At 55.2% G+C, this 18,327-nt stretch carries 14 protein-coding genes and 1 pseudogene; 7 read left to right on the forward strand and 8 right to left on the reverse strand.

Annotation, left to right across the window (positions count from 1 at the left end; translation table 11 throughout):
* Positions 1-7: 7 nt before the first annotated feature.
* From BQ5353_RS00155 to BQ5353_RS00180, 6 genes are all read right to left on the reverse strand, one after another.
* On the reverse strand, positions 8-823 hold the full coding sequence (locus BQ5353_RS00155; protein WP_071427059.1) for an HAD family hydrolase: 816 nt from the start codon (positions 821-823) through the stop codon (positions 8-10).
* A 16-nt stretch (positions 824-839) separates the two neighbouring features.
* Positions 840-2,147, reverse strand: a complete 1,308-nt coding sequence (locus BQ5353_RS00160; protein WP_071427060.1) for an alkaline phosphatase family protein — start codon at positions 2,145-2,147, stop codon at positions 840-842.
* 102 nt (positions 2,148-2,249) lie between these two features.
* Positions 2,250-3,551 (reverse strand): ABC transporter substrate-binding protein, encoded by a 1,302-nt coding sequence (locus BQ5353_RS00165; protein WP_054332414.1) that lies wholly within the window; start codon positions 3,549-3,551, stop codon positions 2,250-2,252.
* Positions 3,552-3,610: 59 nt separating this feature from the next.
* On the reverse strand, positions 3,611-4,438 hold the full coding sequence (locus tag BQ5353_RS00170; RefSeq protein WP_071427061.1) for a carbohydrate ABC transporter permease: 828 nt from the start codon (positions 4,436-4,438) through the stop codon (positions 3,611-3,613).
* Positions 4,439-4,450: 12 nt separating this feature from the next.
* Entirely contained in the window at positions 4,451-5,383 is a 933-nt protein-coding gene (locus BQ5353_RS00175) for a carbohydrate ABC transporter permease (RefSeq protein WP_083386287.1), read from the reverse strand.
* Positions 5,384-5,401: 18 nt separating this feature from the next.
* A complete protein-coding gene (locus BQ5353_RS00180) occupies positions 5,402-6,439 on the reverse strand; it encodes an ABC transporter ATP-binding protein (RefSeq protein ID WP_071427062.1) in 1,038 nt (345 codons plus the stop codon).
* A 507-nt stretch (positions 6,440-6,946) separates the two neighbouring features.
* Here BQ5353_RS00180 and uvrB point away from each other — a divergent pair.
* The 4 genes from uvrB (at position 6,947) to BQ5353_RS00200 (ending at position 13,617) form a co-directional block, all read left to right on the forward strand.
* Positions 6,947-8,914: an excinuclease ABC subunit UvrB gene (uvrB, locus tag BQ5353_RS00185; RefSeq protein ID WP_054332413.1), complete on the forward strand. Its 1,968-nt coding sequence runs from the start codon at positions 6,947-6,949 to the stop codon at positions 8,912-8,914.
* Between the two features lie 26 nt (positions 8,915-8,940).
* Positions 8,941-11,766 carry an excinuclease ABC subunit UvrA gene (gene uvrA / locus BQ5353_RS00190; RefSeq protein WP_054332412.1) on the forward strand — a complete coding sequence of 942 codons (2,826 nt, stop codon included), beginning with the start codon at positions 8,941-8,943 and terminating at the stop codon, positions 11,764-11,766.
* An 83-nt stretch (positions 11,767-11,849) separates the two neighbouring features.
* Positions 11,850-12,008, forward strand: coding sequence for a rubredoxin (locus tag BQ5353_RS00195; RefSeq protein ID WP_071427063.1), 159 nt, complete (start codon positions 11,850-11,852; stop codon positions 12,006-12,008).
* A gap of 343 nt (positions 12,009-12,351) precedes the next feature.
* Positions 12,352-13,617, forward strand: coding sequence for an L-cysteine desulfidase family protein (locus BQ5353_RS00200; RefSeq protein WP_054332411.1), 1,266 nt, complete (start codon positions 12,352-12,354; stop codon positions 13,615-13,617).
* Between the two features lie 125 nt (positions 13,618-13,742).
* Here BQ5353_RS00200 and BQ5353_RS00205 read toward each other — a convergent pair whose 3' ends face one another.
* Complete coding sequence (locus BQ5353_RS00205) at positions 13,743-14,186, reverse strand: NAD(P)(+) transhydrogenase (Re/Si-specific) subunit beta (protein ID WP_071427065.1); 444 nt, start codon at positions 14,184-14,186, stop codon at positions 13,743-13,745.
* A gap of 35 nt (positions 14,187-14,221) precedes the next feature.
* Here BQ5353_RS00205 and BQ5353_RS00210 point away from each other — a divergent pair.
* The 3 genes and pseudogenes from BQ5353_RS00210 to BQ5353_RS00220 all read left to right on the forward strand — a co-directional run.
* Positions 14,222-15,220, forward strand: a pseudogene (locus BQ5353_RS00210) (ATP-binding cassette domain-containing protein); the annotation flags it as partial.
* A gap of 83 nt (positions 15,221-15,303) precedes the next feature.
* On the forward strand, positions 15,304-15,462 hold the full coding sequence (locus tag BQ5353_RS00215; protein WP_071427063.1) for a rubredoxin: 159 nt from the start codon (positions 15,304-15,306) through the stop codon (positions 15,460-15,462).
* 343 nt (positions 15,463-15,805) lie between these two features.
* Entirely contained in the window at positions 15,806-17,071 is a 1,266-nt protein-coding gene (locus BQ5353_RS00220; protein WP_054332411.1) for an L-cysteine desulfidase family protein, read from the forward strand.
* A gap of 125 nt (positions 17,072-17,196) precedes the next feature.
* Here the strand turns inward: BQ5353_RS00220 and BQ5353_RS00225 are convergent.
* On the reverse strand, positions 17,197-18,327 hold a 1,131-nt coding region (locus BQ5353_RS00225; RefSeq protein WP_143117245.1), incomplete at its 5' end, for an NAD(P)(+) transhydrogenase (Re/Si-specific) subunit beta.

Genomic DNA, 18,327 nt, shown 5'->3' on the forward strand with positions numbered 1-18,327 from the left:
GAGAGGGTTATGCCTTTGCCGGGGGATAGCGCTCCTCCAGCCACTGGATTAAATCAGCTACGGCGCCATCCATACAGGGCCCAAGAACCATTTTGCACAAAGGCTTCAGATCCTCCGGAGTAGTGCCTACACAGGTAGGAAACCCGGCGGAGAGGAACATCTCCCGGTCGTTGTAAAAATCCCCGATAAATACGGTGTTTTCAATAGGAATGTTTTGCTCCTTGCACAGCTTCAAAAAGGCGCTGGCCTTGCTCACCCCATGGGGAAGCATCTCAATGGAGGTGAGGGCGGAGCGGACGAAGTCCACACCGGGGTAGGGGCGGCTTTTCAGTTCCTCATAGACTTGTTGGGCATCTTCTTCTGGAACAACAAAAAGGAATTTGTAGTAGGGGCCTTGGAGTTCCTCTAAGGTTCGGCGGGGAAATTCCCGGGAAAAGCACTGATCCGGCCGGCCCTCTTCTTTTAGGATGAAGTACCCTTCCTCATTGATGAGAAGCACGCCAAATTCCCGGTGCTGGGAAAGGATCTCCCGCAGGTAATCCTCTCCTTGTGGGGGGATATAGGTCACCGAATGAGCTCTGTCCTCCGCAAAACTATAGACAGCACATCCGTTGCCGATCACCGAATCGGCATTGATGGGCAGGCCCTCCACAAAAGGCTTGATGTTGGTAATGCCCCGGCCGGTGCACAGGGCAAAATGACCTCCTTTTTCCACAAACCGGGCGATGGCCTGGCGGTTGCGCTGGGGGATGCCAAGCCCTGCGATTCCCAAGGTGCCGTCAATGTCGCTGTAGAGATAGATGTCCGATAGGGTTTGAATCATATATTTCCTCCAGAAATTACTTGAGAATGGGGAAGGGTTTCCCCTCCATCTGTGGCATGTCCACACCCGCTAAGGCAGCCAAAGTGGGGCATTCATCCAGCAGGTCGGCGCCATCGATGACTACCCCGGGGCGGATGTCCGGCCCGAATGCCACAAAGGGGGGCTTTTCCCCTTTGGATGGGTGATGGCCGTGGGTGGCGCTGTATTGATCGTAGAGCGGGGATTCCCGGGAAATGAGGATAGGGGCGGTAAAACTGTTCTGGAACAAGGTGCCAAGGGCGCCCTCTACCACAAAGGAGAATTCTCCGGAAAGGCCCTCTTCTTTCAAGGCTTCTTCGGCGGTGTACACCCGGTCGATACACTGGGGATAGGCGGCCTGGAGGGCGAGAAGAGCCTTGTGAACCCGGGATACCAGCCTTTCATCCCCTTTGTCCTTGAGGTGGATGTGGGTGGAGAACCCGGCAGAGAAGCTGTACGCCTCATACTCCTCTGGCAGGCCGTTTGCCCCCAGCCGGATGAAGCCCATATCCACCAAGCAGGCATTGAGGTGGAATACCTGACGGATGTCGATCTGCCCATGGTCGCCCAGCAGCACAAAGTTGGTGTCCTCGTAGGTGCCAGCGTCCTTGGTGGCCTCTACGATCCGGCCCACGGCGATGTCAAGCTGTTTGATACAGTCTTCAATCTCCTGGCCGTGGTCCCCGTGGACGTGGCGGGCGTGGTCCAGGTGGACGATGTGGTGAAGGAGCAGGTCCGGTTTGTGGTTGCGCAGGATGTCAATGGCGATCTCCACCCCGTAGACCCGCAGGTCGTCATTGCTGTGCCAGTCGTAGCGGGAGATGAACCGGTCATAGTACTCCTCAAATGCAGCAGGGGAGGCGGCCTTGCGGTAGACTTCCCGCGGGTCCTCTTTGAGGGCTTTCACCGGCCAGATTTCCGGCACATTGTACCCCCGAGTATCCCCGGCGGTCACCGGCCAGTTGACCGTCGCCGCAGTGCGGCCGTCCTCCCAGACGGCGTCCACTAGGGTGGGAACTTGGATGCCTTCTTTCTCCCAGTACCAGTCGGAGCCCATGATGCTCCAGTTGGGTTCATCCCGGGTGATGCCCGGCTTCTGGTTGTGGGGGATGCCGTTTTTCTCCGGCCTTACGCCGGTGACAATGGCGGTGTGAATTGGATAGGTTAGGGTGGGATAAATTTCTCGCACATTTTTGACAATGGCGCATTTTTCCGCCAGCTGGGAACAGTAGGGAAGTTGGAACAGTAGATCCAGGTCGCCAGTTTGCAGTGCATCTAGGGAGAGGACGATCAGTTTTTTTGCCATAGGGCACAATCTCCTTTGCTTGTATTGAAAATGGTGGGTTTGGGTAGAGAAAAGGAACGCCGCCTTTTCCAAAAAAGAAGGGGCCGGCGTTCCAAGGGGAGGCTATTCCGCCAAGAGCTTATCCACTTTTGCAGCGGTCTCCTGCAAGGTGGAAACCGTGTCCGCGCCGTTGACCCAAATAGCATCCAGGGCAGCGACAATCTCATTGCTGGCCTGGGCGTATCCCGGATTCATGGGGCGGCCGTGGCCGTAGAGCTCCAGCTGATCCAGGGCCACTTTGAATTGAGGGGTGGACTCATACAGCTTCTGGATGCGGTCGGTAGCGGTGGCGCTCTTGCGGCTGGGGACGTAGCCGGTGTATTCGCTGGCGTAAGCGGCCTGTTCGGGGCTGGTCATCCATTTGATGAACTCCCAAGCGGCTTCTTTGTGTTCGTCGGAGATTTTGGAGGTCATAATCAGGTTACAGCCGCCGGTGGGCACGCCGTACTGGCCGTTGCCAGGGATGAAGCAGGTGTTGACTTCGAAGTTGTTCTCTTTGGCGTTGGCCAGGATGTTGGAGAGGTTGGCGGTGGAGGTGAACCACATGGCGCAGTTTTGGTTGATATAGTCCGCGTCGATTTTAGTGGAGTCGGCGCCGGCCACGCAGCGGATGTACCCCTGGTCCTTCAAATCTTTAAAGAACTGGATGGCCTCAATGGATTTTTCGTCGGCGATGTTTGTTTTGGTCTCTTCGGGGTTTAGGACGCTGGTTCCGTTGCCCAAGAGGAAGGCTTCCAACACCCAGATGTAGGAGTACATAGAGAGGCCATAGGCTCCGGTCTCCTCTTTTATGGTCTTGCAGTACTGGGCCAGTTCCTCCCAGTTTTTGGGGCCCGCCGGATCAAGGCCGGCTTTCTCCAGCAGGGTGGTGTTCATATAGAGGATGGGGGTGCTGCGCAGGTAGGGCAGGCCGTACCAGGTACCGTCTACCTGGCAGTTGGTGAGAAGGCCCTCATAGAAGTCATCCATGTCGATATTGTCCCGTTCAATATAGGGGCTCAAGGGCTCCAGAACGCCGTTTTCGGCAAAGGTCTTGATGGATGCGATTTCCATGACGGTGACATCGGGCACTGTGCCGGAGATATAAGCGGCTTGAAGCTTCTGGTGCAGGTCCACATAGGTGCCCTGGTATTCGGCAGTGACGTGGATGCCTTTTTCCTTGCCCACCGTCTCGTTGAATTGGTTGACCAGATTGATGTTGTTCTCCTGGATCTTATCGGTCCAGGAATACCAGTAAGTCAGCTCCACTACTTCACTGTCGCCACTGGAGGAATCCGGGGTGGAGGAGCCGCCGCCTCCGCCGCCGCAGGCCGCAAGGGAAAGGGTCATGGAAGCCGCCAAAAGAAGTGCGATTGCCTTTTTCATGTTGAATCTCCTTATATTTTGATTTATAGAATTCCACCCGCAGTGGAAAGGGGGAACGGTTATTTTTCACCCATGTAGGTAAAGGCCCGGATTACCTGCTTCTGGGCGATAAAGAAAGCAGCCAGCACCGGTATGACCAGCAGGACGTTGCCCGCCATGAGGATGTGGTATTTGATACCGCCCTCAGCCGCTTTCAGAGCGGCAATCCCCACCGGCAGGGTGCGCACAGTGTTGTTGGTGGTCAGCACCAAGGGCCAAAAGTAGTCATTCCAGCTGCTGATAAAGGTGAGCAGCGCCAAAGTGACCACAGTGGGCCGGGCGATGGGCAGCATAATCCTGCGCAGGATGGTCCATTCGCTGGCGTTGTCCAGGCGGGCTGCCTCTAAAAGCTCCTCCGGCACCTGCTTGAAGGTCTGGCGCAGCATAAAGATGGCGAAAGCGCTGCTGGCCGAGGGGAGGATCAGCGACCAATAGCTGTTGATGAGGCCCAGCTGGCTAAACAGCAGGAATACTGGCAGGAAGATCAACTGGGCGGGGATCATCATGGTGGCCAGGGTCACCCCGAAGAGGAATTTGCTCCCTTTAAACTCATACCGGGCAAAGGCATAAGCCGCCGGGATCACCGTGATGCACTGGCAGAAAAGGGTGCCAAACACCACAATCAAGCTGTTTTTGAGCATATTCAAGAAGGGGATGGCGTTGAAGGCGGTGACAAAGTTTTCCCACTGGGGATTGCTCACCCAAAAGGAAGGGGGCATCTTCAGGGTTTCGCCCATGGTCTTGATGGAGGTGAGCACCATCCAATAGAAGGGGAGGAAGAAGATGAGAAAGAGGAAGACGTCGAAGACCAGTTTCCCCGCGGAAGTGAAGGTGATGCGTTTTTTCATATCTATGTCTCCTTACCGGTAATGGACCCGGCGGCTCAGGCTGCGGAAGTAGAAGATGGTACAGATGCCGATGATGATCATCAAGACCACCCCCATGGCGGAAGCGTAGCCGATTTTGTAGTAGGAAAACCCGTAGAGGTAGATGTCGTACACCAAGGTATTGGTGGAGTTCATCGGCCCGCCGGAAGTCATGATGTTGACCGTCTCAAATACTTTGAAGGAGGAGATCATGTTCATCAAGGTCAAAAAGAATAGGGTGGGGGAAAGCATGGGCAGGGTGATTTTAAAGAAGGTGGTCATTCCGCTGGATTTGTCCAGGTTGGCAGCCTCATAGAGGTAAGGCGGGATGCTCTGCATGCCGGAGAGGAGGATCATGGCGTTGTAGCCAAGGCTCTTCCAAACGGATACGGTGATCAGGGAATACATGGCCACATCTGGGTCGTTGAGCCAGCCCACCGCAGGCAGGTGGAGAAGCTCCAGCAAGTAGTTGAGCAGACCGTAGTCGCTGTCCATCAGCCACATCCAAACAAAGGAGATGGATACCAGCGAGACCACATAAGGGGTAAACACAACTCCCTGTAAAAACCGGTTGACCCGGGTGTTGGCCTTCAGATAAACCGCCAGGGGAAGGGCGAGCCCCACCGACAGCACCACAGTAAAGAACATGTATTGGAAGGAGTTCCCCAGCACCTGCCAGAATTCTGGGTCGGCAAACATGTCAGTGAAGTTTTTGAGGCCGATGAAGGTCTTGGGGCCGATCATGTTCCACTTGAAGAAACTGAGATAGATCATGTAGAAGATGGGGTAGAGGACAAACACCGAGAAGATGGTGAGGGAGGGGGCCACCATCAGGTAAGGCAAGGCCCTGGAGAAGATGTGCTTGGGTTTCCCCTTTGCCGTTTCCCGCACCTGGGCGGCGGGGAGAATCGCTTCCGTTTTCAGCATACAGTCCCTCCTGTTTCGTTAGGCGATGGCCTGTTCTTGCTGGTCGAAGAAGAACAGGTTGGATTTTTTCACCACAATGGTCACCTTGCCGTACCCCACACCCCAGTCGTCAAAGATTTTTACGTGGACAATCCCATAGGGGGTCTGGACTTTGTAAAGGGTTTGGTCACCCAGCATCTCCCGGGCGAGAAGGTCCCCTTCCATGGCGACATAGTCGCCGGTCAGGCCAGTGATGGAGGATGCCACCATGGCGATTTCCGGCCGGAATCCCACATAGCGGGTTCCCTCGGGGAGGGAGACCCCCAATTCTGTGAAAGCAGAGGCATCCAGTACATTCATGGGCGGGGATCCGATAAATTTGGCGGTGAATACATTGGCTGGGTGCTGATAGATCTCATTGGGGGTGGTGCTTTGGCGGATAACCCCCTTTTCCAGCAGGACGATGTCGGTGCCCATGCTCATGGCCTCCACCTGGTCGTGGGTGACGTAGACAAAGGTGGTGCCCAGCTTGCGGTAAAGCTCGATCAAATCGGTGCGGATCTGGTTGCGCAGCTTGGCGTCCAAGTTGGAGAGGGGTTCGTCCATCAAAAAGACAGCTGGTTTTTTTACAATGGCCCGGGCCAGGGCCACCCGCTGCCGCTGCCCGCCGGAGAGGTGCTGGGGTTTGCGGTCGAGATATTCGGTCAGGCCCACCATTTCGGAGATTTCCTGGATCCGTTTGTCCCGCTCCTCCTTGGGGATTTTGCTGTTTTTCAGGCCGAATTCCATGTTCTCCCGCACAGTCATAGTGGGGTAAAGGGCGTAGTTCTGAAAGACCATAGCGATCTGCCGGTCGCCGGGCGCTGTGTCCCGGACGCTGATCCCGTCCATAAAAATATCCCCCTGGGTGACCGTTTCAAGGCCGGCGATCATCCGCAGGATGGTGGACTTGCCGCAGCCGGAAGGCCCCAAAAGGACGGTAAAGCTCCCTTCCTTGATGCCTAAATTCAAATTCTCAATGACCGGAGGGTTCCCGCCATAGGATTTGGTGATGTTTCTGAGTTCAATCTTGTACATACAAGTACCTCCCATTTCGATTACGCATTCATCCTACCAGAGCTTTGTTTAAGAATCCGCCATCATCCGGTAAAAAACAGGTAATTTTTTGGTGGGAGAATGGGGAATAATCTAAGAATAATTCCTAAAAATGTTGCGAATCTAGAAAAAAGAGGTATAATAAGAAAGAATACGGATTTAATCCACTTTTCTTCCCTAAAGAGAGATTCTTCAACCGCTGGGGCCAAAGGCGGTGCGGCCAATTACCCTGGCAAAAGCTCGGCCTGCCCGGAGGGGGAAAAATCTGGGGTTTTTGGCGGGGAAGGAGTTTTTCCCGAATGAAATGTGAAAAAATACAACATTCTAGTTGTATGAATCCCCGCAATGTGGTATAGTAGTAAGGCTAAGGAACCTATGTTCGAATTCATTCGAGTTCTTTTGTTTTTTGTTTGTTGTTTGCAGTGATTCCGGTTTGGGAGTTGACTGGAGGAACTTGTTCCCAGCAGTTGTTGGGAGAAAGGAGCTGTAATGCCAGATCGTTTTGAACTTGTATCGCCGTACCAGCCCACCGGCGACCAGCCAGAGGCCATCGACCGGATTGTCAAAGGATTGGAGCGGGGGGAGAGGGAAATCGCCCTGATGGGGGTCACCGGCTCCGGTAAGACCTTCACCATGGCAAACGTCATCGCCCGGCTCAACCGGCCGACCCTGATTCTCGCCCACAATAAGACCCTGGCGGCACAGCTGTGTTCCGAATTTAAAAGCTTTTTCCCCAACAACGCGGTGGAATATTTTGTGAGCTATTACGACTATTATCAGCCGGAGGCGTACATTGCCAGCACCGACACCTATATTGAGAAGGACAGCGCCATCAACGATGAGATTGAAAAACTGCGCCACTCGGCTACAGCGGCTTTGTCGGAGCGGCGGGATGTAATCATCGTGGCCAGCATCTCCTGCATCTACACTATGGGCGACCCGGAAGACTATCAGAACATGATGATCTCCCTGCGGCCCGGGATGCAGAAGGACCGGGACGCCCTTTTGCGGGAACTGGTGGATCTCCAGTACGAGCGCAACGACATCAACTTTATCCGCAATAAATTCCGGGTGCGGGGGGATGTGGTGGAAGTGTTCCCCGCCAACTCCAGTGAGACCGCCATCCGGGTGGAATTTTTCGGGGATGAGATCGACCGCATCAGCGAGATCAATGTGCTCACCGGCGAGGTGAAGAATGTAGTCAGCCACGTGGCCATCTACCCGGCATCCCACTACATTGTACCGGCGGAGAAGATGGCAGCTGCTTTGGAGGAAATCCGCCGGGAGGCGGACGAGCAGGTGGCCCGCTTCCGAGAGGAAGGCAAGCTCATCGAAGCCCAGCGCATCGCAGAGCGGACCAACTACGACATTGAGATGCTCTCGGAGATCGGCTTCTGCAAGGGCATTGAGAACTACTCCCGGGTGCTCTCCGGCCGGGCGCCGGGCAGCACGCCATATACCCTGCTGGATTACTTCCCCAAAGATTTCCTCTTCTTTGTGGATGAATCCCACGTCACCTTATCCCAGGCTCACGCCATGTACGCTGGGGACCGCGCCCGCAAGACCAGTCTGGTGGAGTATGGGTTCCGCCTGCCTTCTGCCCTGGACAACCGGCCTTTGAAATTTGAAGAGTTCTATGATAAACTCAACCAGATCGTCTTTGTCAGCGCCACCCCTGGCCCTTTTGAGAGGGAGCACGCCTCCGAGATCGTGGAGCAGGTCATCCGGCCCACCGGCCTTTTGGACCCGATTATCGAGGTCAAGCCGGTGGAAGGGCAGATCGACGACCTGCTGTCGGAGATCAACGAGCGGGTGGCCCGCAAGGAAAGGGTGCTCATCACCACTTTAACGAAGAAGATGGCGGAAGACCTGACCGATTACCTGGAAAACATGGGGGTCCGCATCCGTTATATGCATTACGGGGTGGACACCATCGAGCGGATGGAGATCATCCGCGACCTGCGCCTTGGGGAATTTGACGTCCTGGTGGGCATCAACCTTCTGCGGGAGGGCCTGGACATCCCGGAGGTTTCCTTGGTCGCCATTCTGGATGCGGATAAGGAGGGTTTCCTCCGGTCGGAGACGTCGCTGATCCAGACCATCGGCCGGGCGGCCCGAAACGCTAACGGCAAGGTGATTATGTACGCCGACGCGGTGACCCCTTCCATGGAGCGGGCCATCCGGGAGACCAACCGCCGCCGCAGCATCCAGCAGGCGTACAACGAAGCCCACGGCATCGTGCCCCAGACCATTCTGAAGGACGTCCACGAGGTGCTGGAGATCTCCAGCAAGGAAACTACCGAGCAGAAGGCCCGGAAGAAGAAACTGAGCCACAAAGAGCGGGAAGCCCTCATCGAGAAACTGACGGTGGAGATGAAGAACGCCGCCAAGCTTCTGGAATTCGAGCACGCCGCTTACCTGCGGGATAAGATTAAGACCCTGCGGGAACAGAAATAACCAGGACGACAAAGGAGTAATCAATTTTGGCTATCGATAAAATTGTGATAAAGGGAGCCAGGGAGCATAACCTCAAGGACATCGACGTGGAAATCCCCCGGGATAAACTGGTGGTGTTCACCGGCCTCTCCGGTTCAGGCAAATCCTCCCTGGCCTTTGACACCATCTATGCTGACGGCCAGCGCCGGTATGTGGAAAGCCTCTCCTCCTATGCCAGGCAGTTCCTGGGCCAGATGGAGAAACCCAACGTGGATTCCATTGAAGGGCTGTCCCCGGCCATCTCCATCGACCAGAAGACAACCTCCAAAAATCCCCGTTCCACCGTGGGCACCGTCACCGAGATCTACGACTACCTGCGCCTCCTGTACGCTCGGATCGGCGTGCCCCATTGCCCCATCTGCGGACGGGAGATCACCCAGCAGACGGTGGACCAGATGGTGGATAAAATCCTGGAACTGGAGCCCGGCACCAAAATCCAGGTGATGGCGCCTGTGGTCCGCGGCAAAAAAGGGGAGCACGTCAAAGAGCTGGACAGCGCCCGCAAATCCGGATATGTCCGGGTGCGGGTGGATGGAAACCTCTACGATCTCTCCGAGGAGATCAAACTGGAAAAAAACAAGAAGCACACCATTGAAATTGTCATCGACCGGCTGGTGATCAAAGAGGAGATCAAGTCCCGTCTCACCGGCTCTTTGGAAACGGCCCTGGCCCTCACTGGCGGCCTGGCCCTCATCGATGTGCAGGGGGGGAAGGAACTGCTCTTTTCCCAGAACTACGCCTGCCCGGAACACGACATCAGCATTGAGGAGCTCACCCCCCGGATGTTCTCCTTCAACAACCCCTTTGGTGCCTGCCCAAAATGCACCGGCTTGGGCACCTTCCTGAAGATTGACCCGGATTTGGTCATCCCCAATAAAAACCTTTCCATCCGGGAAGGGGCCATCAAAGCCAGCGGCTGGTATTTTTCCGAGGGCGGCATCGCCCAGATGTATTTTGAAGGGCTGGCCGACCACTACGGCTTCTCTTTGGACACCCCAGTAAAAGACCTGCCTAAGCAGATTGTGGACCTGCTTCTCTACGGCAACAAAGGGGAGAAGATCAAGGTCAAGCGGGAGACCGGCACCATGGTGGGCTCCTACACCACCGACTTTGAGGGGATCGTCAACAACCTGGAACGCCGGTTCCGGGAGACCAACAGCCAGTGGATGCGGGACGAGCTCTCCACCTGGATGAGCTCGGTGGTCTGCCCCGAGTGCCACGGCGACCGGCTGAAAAAGGAATCCCTGGCGGTGACTGTCGGGGGAATCAACATCAGTGAGTTCACCAAGATGTCGGTGGTGGCCGCCCTGGAGTTTTTGAACAACCTGAAGCTCTCCCCCCGGGATGAGATGATCGCCGCCCAAATCCTCAAGGAAATCAAGGAGCGGCTGGGCTTCCTGCAGAGCGTGGGCCTGGAATACCTGACCTTGGCTCGTTCTTCTGGGACCCTCTCCGGCGGTGAGAGCCAGCGCATCCGGCTGGCCACCCAGATTGGCTCCTCTCTGATGGGGGTGCTTTACATCCTGGACGAGCCCTCCATCGGCCTGCACCAGCGGGACAATGACAAGCTGATCGCCACCCTCAAACGGCTTCGGGATCTGGGCAACACCCTGATTGTGGTGGAGCACGACGAGGACACCATGCGGGCGGCGGACTACATTGTGGACATCGGCCCTGGGGCGGGTATCCACGGGGGAGAGGTGGTCTGCGCCGGAACGGTGGAGGACATTATGGCCTGCAAAGAATCCCTGACCGGCCAGTACCTTTCCGGGGAGAAACAGATCCCTGTCCCCAAGGAGCGGCGCAAGGGCAACGGCCACTTTTTGGAGGTGGTGGGCGCCACCCAGAACAACCTGAAAGGGGTGGATGTGAAAATCCCCCTGGGCTGTTTTGTGGCGGTGACCGGCGTCTCCGGGTCGGGAAAGTCCTCTCTGGTCAACGAGGTGATCTACAAGACCTTGGCCGGGGAGCTTAACGGCGCCCGGATGAAACCCGGCGCCTGCCAGGAGATCCGCGGCTTGGAATTCCTGGACAAGGTAATCGACATCGACCAAAGCCCCATCGGTCGGACTCCTCGTTCCAACCCAGCCACCTATACCGGGGTCTTTACCGACATCCGCAACGTCTTTGCCCAGACCAACGACGCCAAGATGCGGGGCTATGGGCCAGGGCGGTTCTCCTTCAACGTCAAAGGGGGCCGGTGTGAAGCCTGTGAGGGGGACGGCATCCTCAAAATTGAGATGCACTTCCTGCCGGATATTTTTGTCCCCTGCGAGGTCTGCAAGGGCCGCCGGTACAACCGGGAGACCTTGGAGATCAAGTACAAGGGCAAAAGCATCTACGACGTGCTGGAGATGACAGTGGAGGAAGCACTCCGCTTTTTTGAGAACCAGCCCAAGATCCGGCGGAAGCTGCAAACCCTCTATGATGTGGGCTTGGGGTACGTCAAAGTAGGCCAACCGGCTACCACCCTCTCCGGCGGCGAGGCCCAGCGGGTCAAGCTGGCGGCGGAGCTCTCCAAGCGGCCCACCGGAAAGACCATCTATATCTTAGACGAGCCCACCACCGGCCTGCATACCGCTGACGTCCACAAGTTGACCGAAGTGCTGCAAGCCTTTGTGGAGGCTGGCAACTCGGTGATCTTGATTGAGCACAATTTGGATGTCATCAAGGTGGCCGATTATATCGTCGACCTTGGCCCAGAAGGGGGAGACAAAGGCGGGGAGGTAGTAGCCACCGGCACACCTGAGGAAATTGCCGCCTGTGAGAAGTCCTACACCGGCGCATATTTGAAAAAGATTTTGAAAAGATAGGAAAGTGGAAAAATTCCTCTTTACTGTAATATACTTGTATGGTATACTAGAGGAAATAAATATGAGTAAAGGAGCGGTATCCAATGAAAAGCTATATCTGCACCGTTTGCGGCTATGTGTACAGCGAAGAGCAGGGCGATCCCGATAACGGCATTGCAGCAGGTACCCTGTGGGCAGATGTCCCGGAGGATTTCTTGTGCCCCCTGTGCGGCGTTGGCAAAGACATGTTTGAAGAGCAGTAATAGGGAACAAAGGGGACGGAGTGATTCCGTCCCCTTTTGCCTTATCAGGCAATAAAACGCCATTTTGAGAAAGAATTTGTGCTTGAAATTTCTTCCAATTGCTTCGATGGAATTCGGTTAAAATATCTAAATTTGCTCCTTTTTTCGTGAAAAGGTATAAAAAAGTCCCTTCAAATTTGCAGGGACTTCTCTTTTTTTCGTGATTCTGCACCAAAGGATGTCGAAAAGAGATGCATATTGTAATAAAAAATTCTTTCAGCATAAAAAAATATGCACAGATGAAAAAATGTGCTATAATAGTGGCAAGAGGCTATCATCTAATTTGGAGTGAAGGAGCGTCATTATGACAGAACTTGAGAAGAGAGCATATTTCCTGGACAAAATCATGTCCTCTATGAAAATAGCGACCGGCTGCACCGAGCCTGTTGCCATTGCCCTGAACGCGGCAACTGCCCGCAAAAATGTCAAAGGCGAACTGAAAGAAATCCATGTAAAGATGGATATGGGCCTGTTCCGTAATGCTATGACCGTTGGCATCCCCGGCATCTCCAAGCGGGGCGTTGATGTGAGTGTGGCTGTGGGCATCGTCGCCGGCGATCCCGACAAGGGGATGGACCTGCTCAGCACCTTGACTGAGGCCGACTATGAGAAGGCAAAAGTCCTGCTGCCCATGATTGAGATCACCTTCAACGAAGAGTGTACCAGCCTGTTCATCGAGACTACCTTGGTCACCGACTGTGATTCCGTCCGGGTCACTACCTTTGGCGCTCATGACCGCATCATCGACATCTCTCACCCTCCCTTCAAGGAGCTGGAACTGGCCAATGCCGCTGTGGATACTTCTATCCAGAACTATACACTGGCGGACTTCATCGAGTTTGCCAACAATGTTCCCCTGGCTGACATTGAGCCTCTCCAGACGGGTATTGACACCAACCTGGCTGCTTCCGAGGTTGGCAAGCAGATGCTGATGGGCAAAGTCCTTTCCAAACTGACTGCGGACGGCATGATGGACTCCTCTGCTGTTGCTGAAACGCAGAAGACCGCTACCTGTGCTGCTTATGCCAGAATGTCCGGTGGCGTCGTCCCGGTTATGACTGCGTCCGGCAGCGGCAACCAGGGCATCACTTTGTATCTGACCATCGCCAAATTTGCCATGGAAAAGAATATCGACCGTGAGACCACCCTGCGCGCCGTTGCCCTGGGTCATATGGTCAACATCTATGTCAAATCCTACATCGGTGTTCTTTCTCCCATCTGCTCCTGCGGTATTGCCGCCGGCTTGGGTGCTTCGGTTGCCATTGTTTACATGTTGGGCGGCAGCGAAGACCAAATGATGGGCGCTATGCGCAACATCCTGGGAAGTGTTTCCGGTATGCTCTGTGACGGAGCCAAGGAAGGCTGTGCCACCAAGCTGCTGATCGCTGCAAATATCTCTGTACTGTCCGCATTGATGGCCATGGAAGGCCTGTGCACCAGCCCCGCTGACGGCATCGTGGGCGACACCTTCCCCAAAATGTTCGAAAACCTGGCTTATGTTGCCAATGTGGGTATGAAACCCGCCACCAAAGCGATGGTGGATGTCATGTTGGCAAAGAGAAGCAAATAACACCAACTTCCTGTACATAACCGGAAAAGAGGACGTGGGATGTATCACGTCCTCTTTTCTATTCGGGAATAAGAAGAACGCCCCCTCTATTGGAGGGGGCGTTCTCTATATGGGGGAAGGAGGGACTAGATAGATTGAAGGAGCTGGCTGAGGGTTTCTGCTGCATCCCCAAGAAGGAGGGATACGCCTTCTTTGCGGGAGTAGAGGGGGTTGTCGACGCCAGCGTAACCGGGCTTTAGATCGTAGTTGCAGATGATGATGTGCTTGGCGTGGTCTACATTGAGCACCGGCATGCCGTAGATGGGGGTGCCCTCTGCGTCCCGGGCGGCGGGGTTGACCACGTCGTTGGCCCCGATGATGATGGCGGCGTCACAGGAGTCAAACTCGGGGTTGACCTCCTCCATCTCGTGGAGCTTCTCATAAGGGACGTCCGCCTCGCAGAGGAGGACGTTCATATGGCCGGGCATCCGTCCAGCGACGGGGTGGATGGCGTAGAGGACTTGGGTCCCGTTGGCTTCCAGCTTATCGGAGAGCTGTTTGACCAGGTGCTGTGCCTGGGCCAGGGCCATGCCGTATCCAGGGACGATGATGACCTTCTTGGCNCGGCCACTTTTTGGAGGTGGTGGGCGCCACCCAGAACAACCTGAAAGGGGTGGATGTGAAAATCCCCCTGGGCTGTTTTGTGGCGGTGACCGGCGTCTCCGGGTCGGGAAAGTCCTCTCTGGTCAACGAGGTGATCTACAAGACCTTGGCCGGGGAGCTTAACGGCGCCCGGATGAAACCCGGCGCCTGCCAGGAGATCCGCGGCTTGGAATTCCTGGACAAGGTAATCGACATCGACCAAAGCCCCATCGGTCGGACTCCTCGTTCCAACCCAGCCACCTATACCGGGGTCTTTACCGACATCCGCAACGTCTTTGCCCAGACCAACGACGCCAAGATGCGGGGCTATGGGCCAGGGCGGTTCTCCTTCAACGTCAAAGGGGGCCGGTGTGAAGCCTGTGAGGGGGACGGCATCCTCAAAATTGAGATGCACTTCCTGCCGGATATTTTTGTCCCCTGCGAGGTCTGCAAGGGCCGCCGGTACAACCGGGAGACCTTGGAGATCAAGTACAAGGGCAAAAGCATCTACGACGTGCTGGAGATGACAGTGGAGGAAGCACTCCGCTTTTTTGAGAACCAGCCCAAGATCCGGCGGAAGCTGCAAACCCTCTATGATGTGGGCTTGGGGTACGTCAAAGTAGGCCAACCGGCTACCACCCTCTCCGGCGGCGAGGCCCAGCGGGTCAAGCTGGCGGCGGAGCTCTCCAAGCGGCCCACCGGAAAGACCATCTATATCTTAGACGAGCCCACCACCGGCCTGCATACCGCTGACGTCCACAAGTTGACCGAAGTGCTGCAAGCCTTTGTGGAGGCTGGCAACTCGGTGATCTTGATTGAGCACAATTTGGATGTCATCAAGGTGGCCGATTATATCGTCGACCTTGGCCCAGAAGGGGGAGACAAAGGCGGGGAGGTAGTAGCCACCGGCACACCTGAGGAAATTGCCGCCTGTGAGAAGTCCTACACCGGCGCATATTTGAAAAAGATTTTGAAAAGATAGGAAAGTGGAAAAATTCCTCTTTACTGTAATATACTTGTATGGTATACTAGAGGAAATAAATATGAGTAAAGGAGCGGTATCCAATGAAAAGCTATATCTGCACCGTTTGCGGCTATGTGTACAGCGAAGAGCAGGGCGATCCCGATAACGGCATTGCAGCAGGTACCCTGTGGGCAGATGTCCCGGAGGATTTCTTGTGCCCCCTGTGCGGCGTTGGCAAAGACATGTTTGAAGAGCAGTAATAGGGAACAAAGGGGACGGAGTGATTCCGTCCCCTTTTGCCTTATCAGGCAATAAAACGCCATTTTGAGAAAGAATTTGTGCTTGAAATTTCTTCCAATTGCTTCGATGGAATTCGGTTAAAATATCTAAATTTGCTCCTTTTTTCGTGAAAAGGTATAAAAAAGTCCCTTCAAATTTGCAGGGACTTCTCTTTTTTTCGTGATTCTGCACCAAAGGATGTCGAAAAGAGATGCATATTGTAATAAAAAATTCTTTCAGCATAAAAAAATATGCACAGATGAAAAAATGTGCTATAATAGTGGCAAGAGGCTATCATCTAATTTGGAGTGAAGGAGCGTCATTATGACAGAACTTGAGAAGAGAGCATATTTCCTGGACAAAATCATGTCCTCTATGAAAATAGCGACCGGCTGCACCGAGCCTGTTGCCATTGCCCTGAACGCGGCAACTGCCCGCAAAAATGTCAAAGGCGAACTGAAAGAAATCCATGTAAAGATGGATATGGGCCTGTTCCGTAATGCTATGACCGTTGGCATCCCCGGCATCTCCAAGCGGGGCGTTGATGTGAGTGTGGCTGTGGGCATCGTCGCCGGCGATCCCGACAAGGGGATGGACCTGCTCAGCACCTTGACTGAGGCCGACTATGAGAAGGCAAAAGTCCTGCTGCCCATGATTGAGATCACCTTCAACGAAGAGTGTACCAGCCTGTTCATCGAGACTACCTTGGTCACCGACTGTGATTCCGTCCGGGTCACTACCTTTGGCGCTCATGACCGCATCATCGACATCTCTCACCCTCCCTTCAAGGAGCTGGAACTGGCCAATGCCGCTGTGGATACTTCTATCCAGAACTATACACTGGCGGACTTCATCGAGTTTGCCAACAATGTTCCCCTGGCTGACATTGAGCCTCTCCAGACGGGTATTGACACCAACCTGGCTGCTTCCGAGGTTGGCAAGCAGATGCTGATGGGCAAAGTCCTTTCCAAACTGACTGCGGACGGCATGATGGACTCCTCTGCTGTTGCTGAAACGCAGAAGACCGCTACCTGTGCTGCTTATGCCAGAATGTCCGGTGGCGTCGTCCCGGTTATGACTGCGTCCGGCAGCGGCAACCAGGGCATCACTTTGTATCTGACCATCGCCAAATTTGCCATGGAAAAGAATATCGACCGTGAGACCACCCTGCGCGCCGTTGCCCTGGGTCATATGGTCAACATCTATGTCAAATCCTACATCGGTGTTCTTTCTCCCATCTGCTCCTGCGGTATTGCCGCCGGCTTGGGTGCTTCGGTTGCCATTGTTTACATGTTGGGCGGCAGCGAAGACCAAATGATGGGCGCTATGCGCAACATCCTGGGAAGTGTTTCCGGTATGCTCTGTGACGGAGCCAAGGAAGGCTGTGCCACCAAGCTGCTGATCGCTGCAAATATCTCTGTACTGTCCGCATTGATGGCCATGGAAGGCCTGTGCACCAGCCCCGCTGACGGCATCGTGGGCGACACCTTCCCCAAAATGTTCGAAAACCTGGCTTATGTTGCCAATGTGGGTATGAAACCCGCCACCAAAGCGATGGTGGATGTCATGTTGGCAAAGAGAAGCAAATAACACCAACTTCCTGTACATAACCGGAAAAGAGGACGTGGGATGTATCACGTCCTCTTTTCTATTCGGGAATAAGAAGAACGCCCCCTCTATTGGAGGGGGCGTTCTCTATATGGGGGAAGGAGGGACTAGATAGATTGAAGGAGCTGGCTGAGGGTTTCTGCTGCATCCCCAAGAAGGAGGGATACGCCTTCTTTGCGGGAGTAGAGGGGGTTGTCGACGCCAGCGTAACCGGGCTTTAGATCGTAGTTGCAGATGATGATGTGCTTGGCGTGGTCTACATTGAGCACCGGCATGCCGTAGATGGGGGTGCCCTCTGCGTCCCGGGCGGCGGGGTTGACCACGTCGTTGGCCCCGATGATGATGGCGGCGTCACAGGAGTCAAACTCGGGGTTGACCTCCTCCATCTCGTGGAGCTTCTCATAAGGGACGTCCGCCTCGCAGAGGAGGACGTTCATATGGCCGGGCATCCGTCCAGCGACGGGGTGGATGGCGTAGAGGACTTGGGTCCCGTTGGCTTCCAGCTTATCGGAGAGCTGTTTGACCAGGTGCTGTGCCTGGGCCAGGGCCATGCCGTATCCAGGGACGATGATGACCTTCTTGGCTTCCCGAAGGATCTCGGCGGGGCCCTCCTCCTCGACAACTGGCGCAGCAGCTGCGCTCTTCTTAGGAGCAGACAGATCTGCCAGCAGCTGTGCCAGGGTCTGGGAAGCGTCTCCCAGCAGCATGGATACGCCTTCTTTGCGGGAGTAGAGGGGGTTGTCGACGCCAGCGTAACCAGGTTTCAGATCGTAGTTGCAGATGATGATATGCTTGGCGTGATCTACATTGAGCACCGGCATGCCGTAGATGGGGGTACCCTCTGCGTCCCGGGCGGCGGGGTTGACCACGTCGTTGGCCCCGATGATGATGGCGGCGTCACAGGAGTCAAACTCGGGGTTGACCTCCTCCATCTCGTGGAGCTTCTCATAAGGGACGTCCGCCTCGCAGAGGAGGACATTCATATGGCCGGGCATCCGTCCAGCGACGGGGTGGATGGCGTAGAGGACTTGGGTCCCGTTGGCTTCCAGCTTATCGGAGAGCTGTTTGACCAGGTGCTGTGCCTGGGCCAGGGCCATGCCGTATCCGGGGACGATGATGACCTTCTTGGCCTCCCGCAGGATCTCGGCGGGGGAGAGTTCTTCCGCAACAACTGGTTCCGGCTCCTTCTCTTGTGGAGCGGGAACAGCGGCCTTGGGTTTGGCGGGGGCAGAAGTCTT

Source organism: Merdimmobilis hominis, from assembly GCF_900104615.1.
Taxonomy (GTDB): Bacteria; Bacillota; Clostridia; order Oscillospirales; family Ruminococcaceae; genus Merdimmobilis; species Merdimmobilis hominis.

Bases quoted from the DNA above. Each gene is read 5' to 3' on its own strand.
- BQ5353_RS00155 (WP_071427059.1), bottom strand. From the start codon at position 823: ATGATTCAAACCCTATCGGACATCTATCTCTACAGCGACATTGACGGC.
- BQ5353_RS00160 (WP_071427060.1), bottom strand. From the start codon at position 2,147: ATGGCAAAAAAACTGATCGTCCTCTCCCTAGATGCACTGCAAACTGGC.
- BQ5353_RS00165 (WP_054332414.1), bottom strand. From the start codon at position 3,551: ATGAAAAAGGCAATCGCACTTCTTTTGGCGGCTTCCATGACCCTTTCC.
- BQ5353_RS00170 (WP_071427061.1), bottom strand. From the start codon at position 4,438: ATGAAAAAACGCATCACCTTCACTTCCGCGGGGAAACTGGTCTTCGAC.
- BQ5353_RS00175 (WP_083386287.1), bottom strand. From the start codon at position 5,383: ATGCTGAAAACGGAAGCGATTCTCCCCGCCGCCCAGGTGCGGGAAACG.
- BQ5353_RS00180 (WP_071427062.1), bottom strand. From the start codon at position 6,439: ATGTACAAGATTGAACTCAGAAACATCACCAAATCCTATGGCGGGAAC.
- uvrB (WP_054332413.1), top strand. From the start codon at position 6,947: ATGCCAGATCGTTTTGAACTTGTATCGCCGTACCAGCCCACCGGCGAC.
- BQ5353_RS00195 (WP_071427063.1), top strand. From the start codon at position 11,850: ATGAAAAGCTATATCTGCACCGTTTGCGGCTATGTGTACAGCGAAGAG.
- BQ5353_RS00200 (WP_054332411.1), top strand. From the start codon at position 12,352: ATGACAGAACTTGAGAAGAGAGCATATTTCCTGGACAAAATCATGTCC.
- BQ5353_RS00205 (WP_071427065.1), bottom strand. From the start codon at position 14,186: ATGGCCCTGGCCCAGGCACAGCACCTGGTCAAACAGCTCTCCGATAAG.
- BQ5353_RS00215 (WP_071427063.1), top strand. From the start codon at position 15,304: ATGAAAAGCTATATCTGCACCGTTTGCGGCTATGTGTACAGCGAAGAG.
- BQ5353_RS00220 (WP_054332411.1), top strand. From the start codon at position 15,806: ATGACAGAACTTGAGAAGAGAGCATATTTCCTGGACAAAATCATGTCC.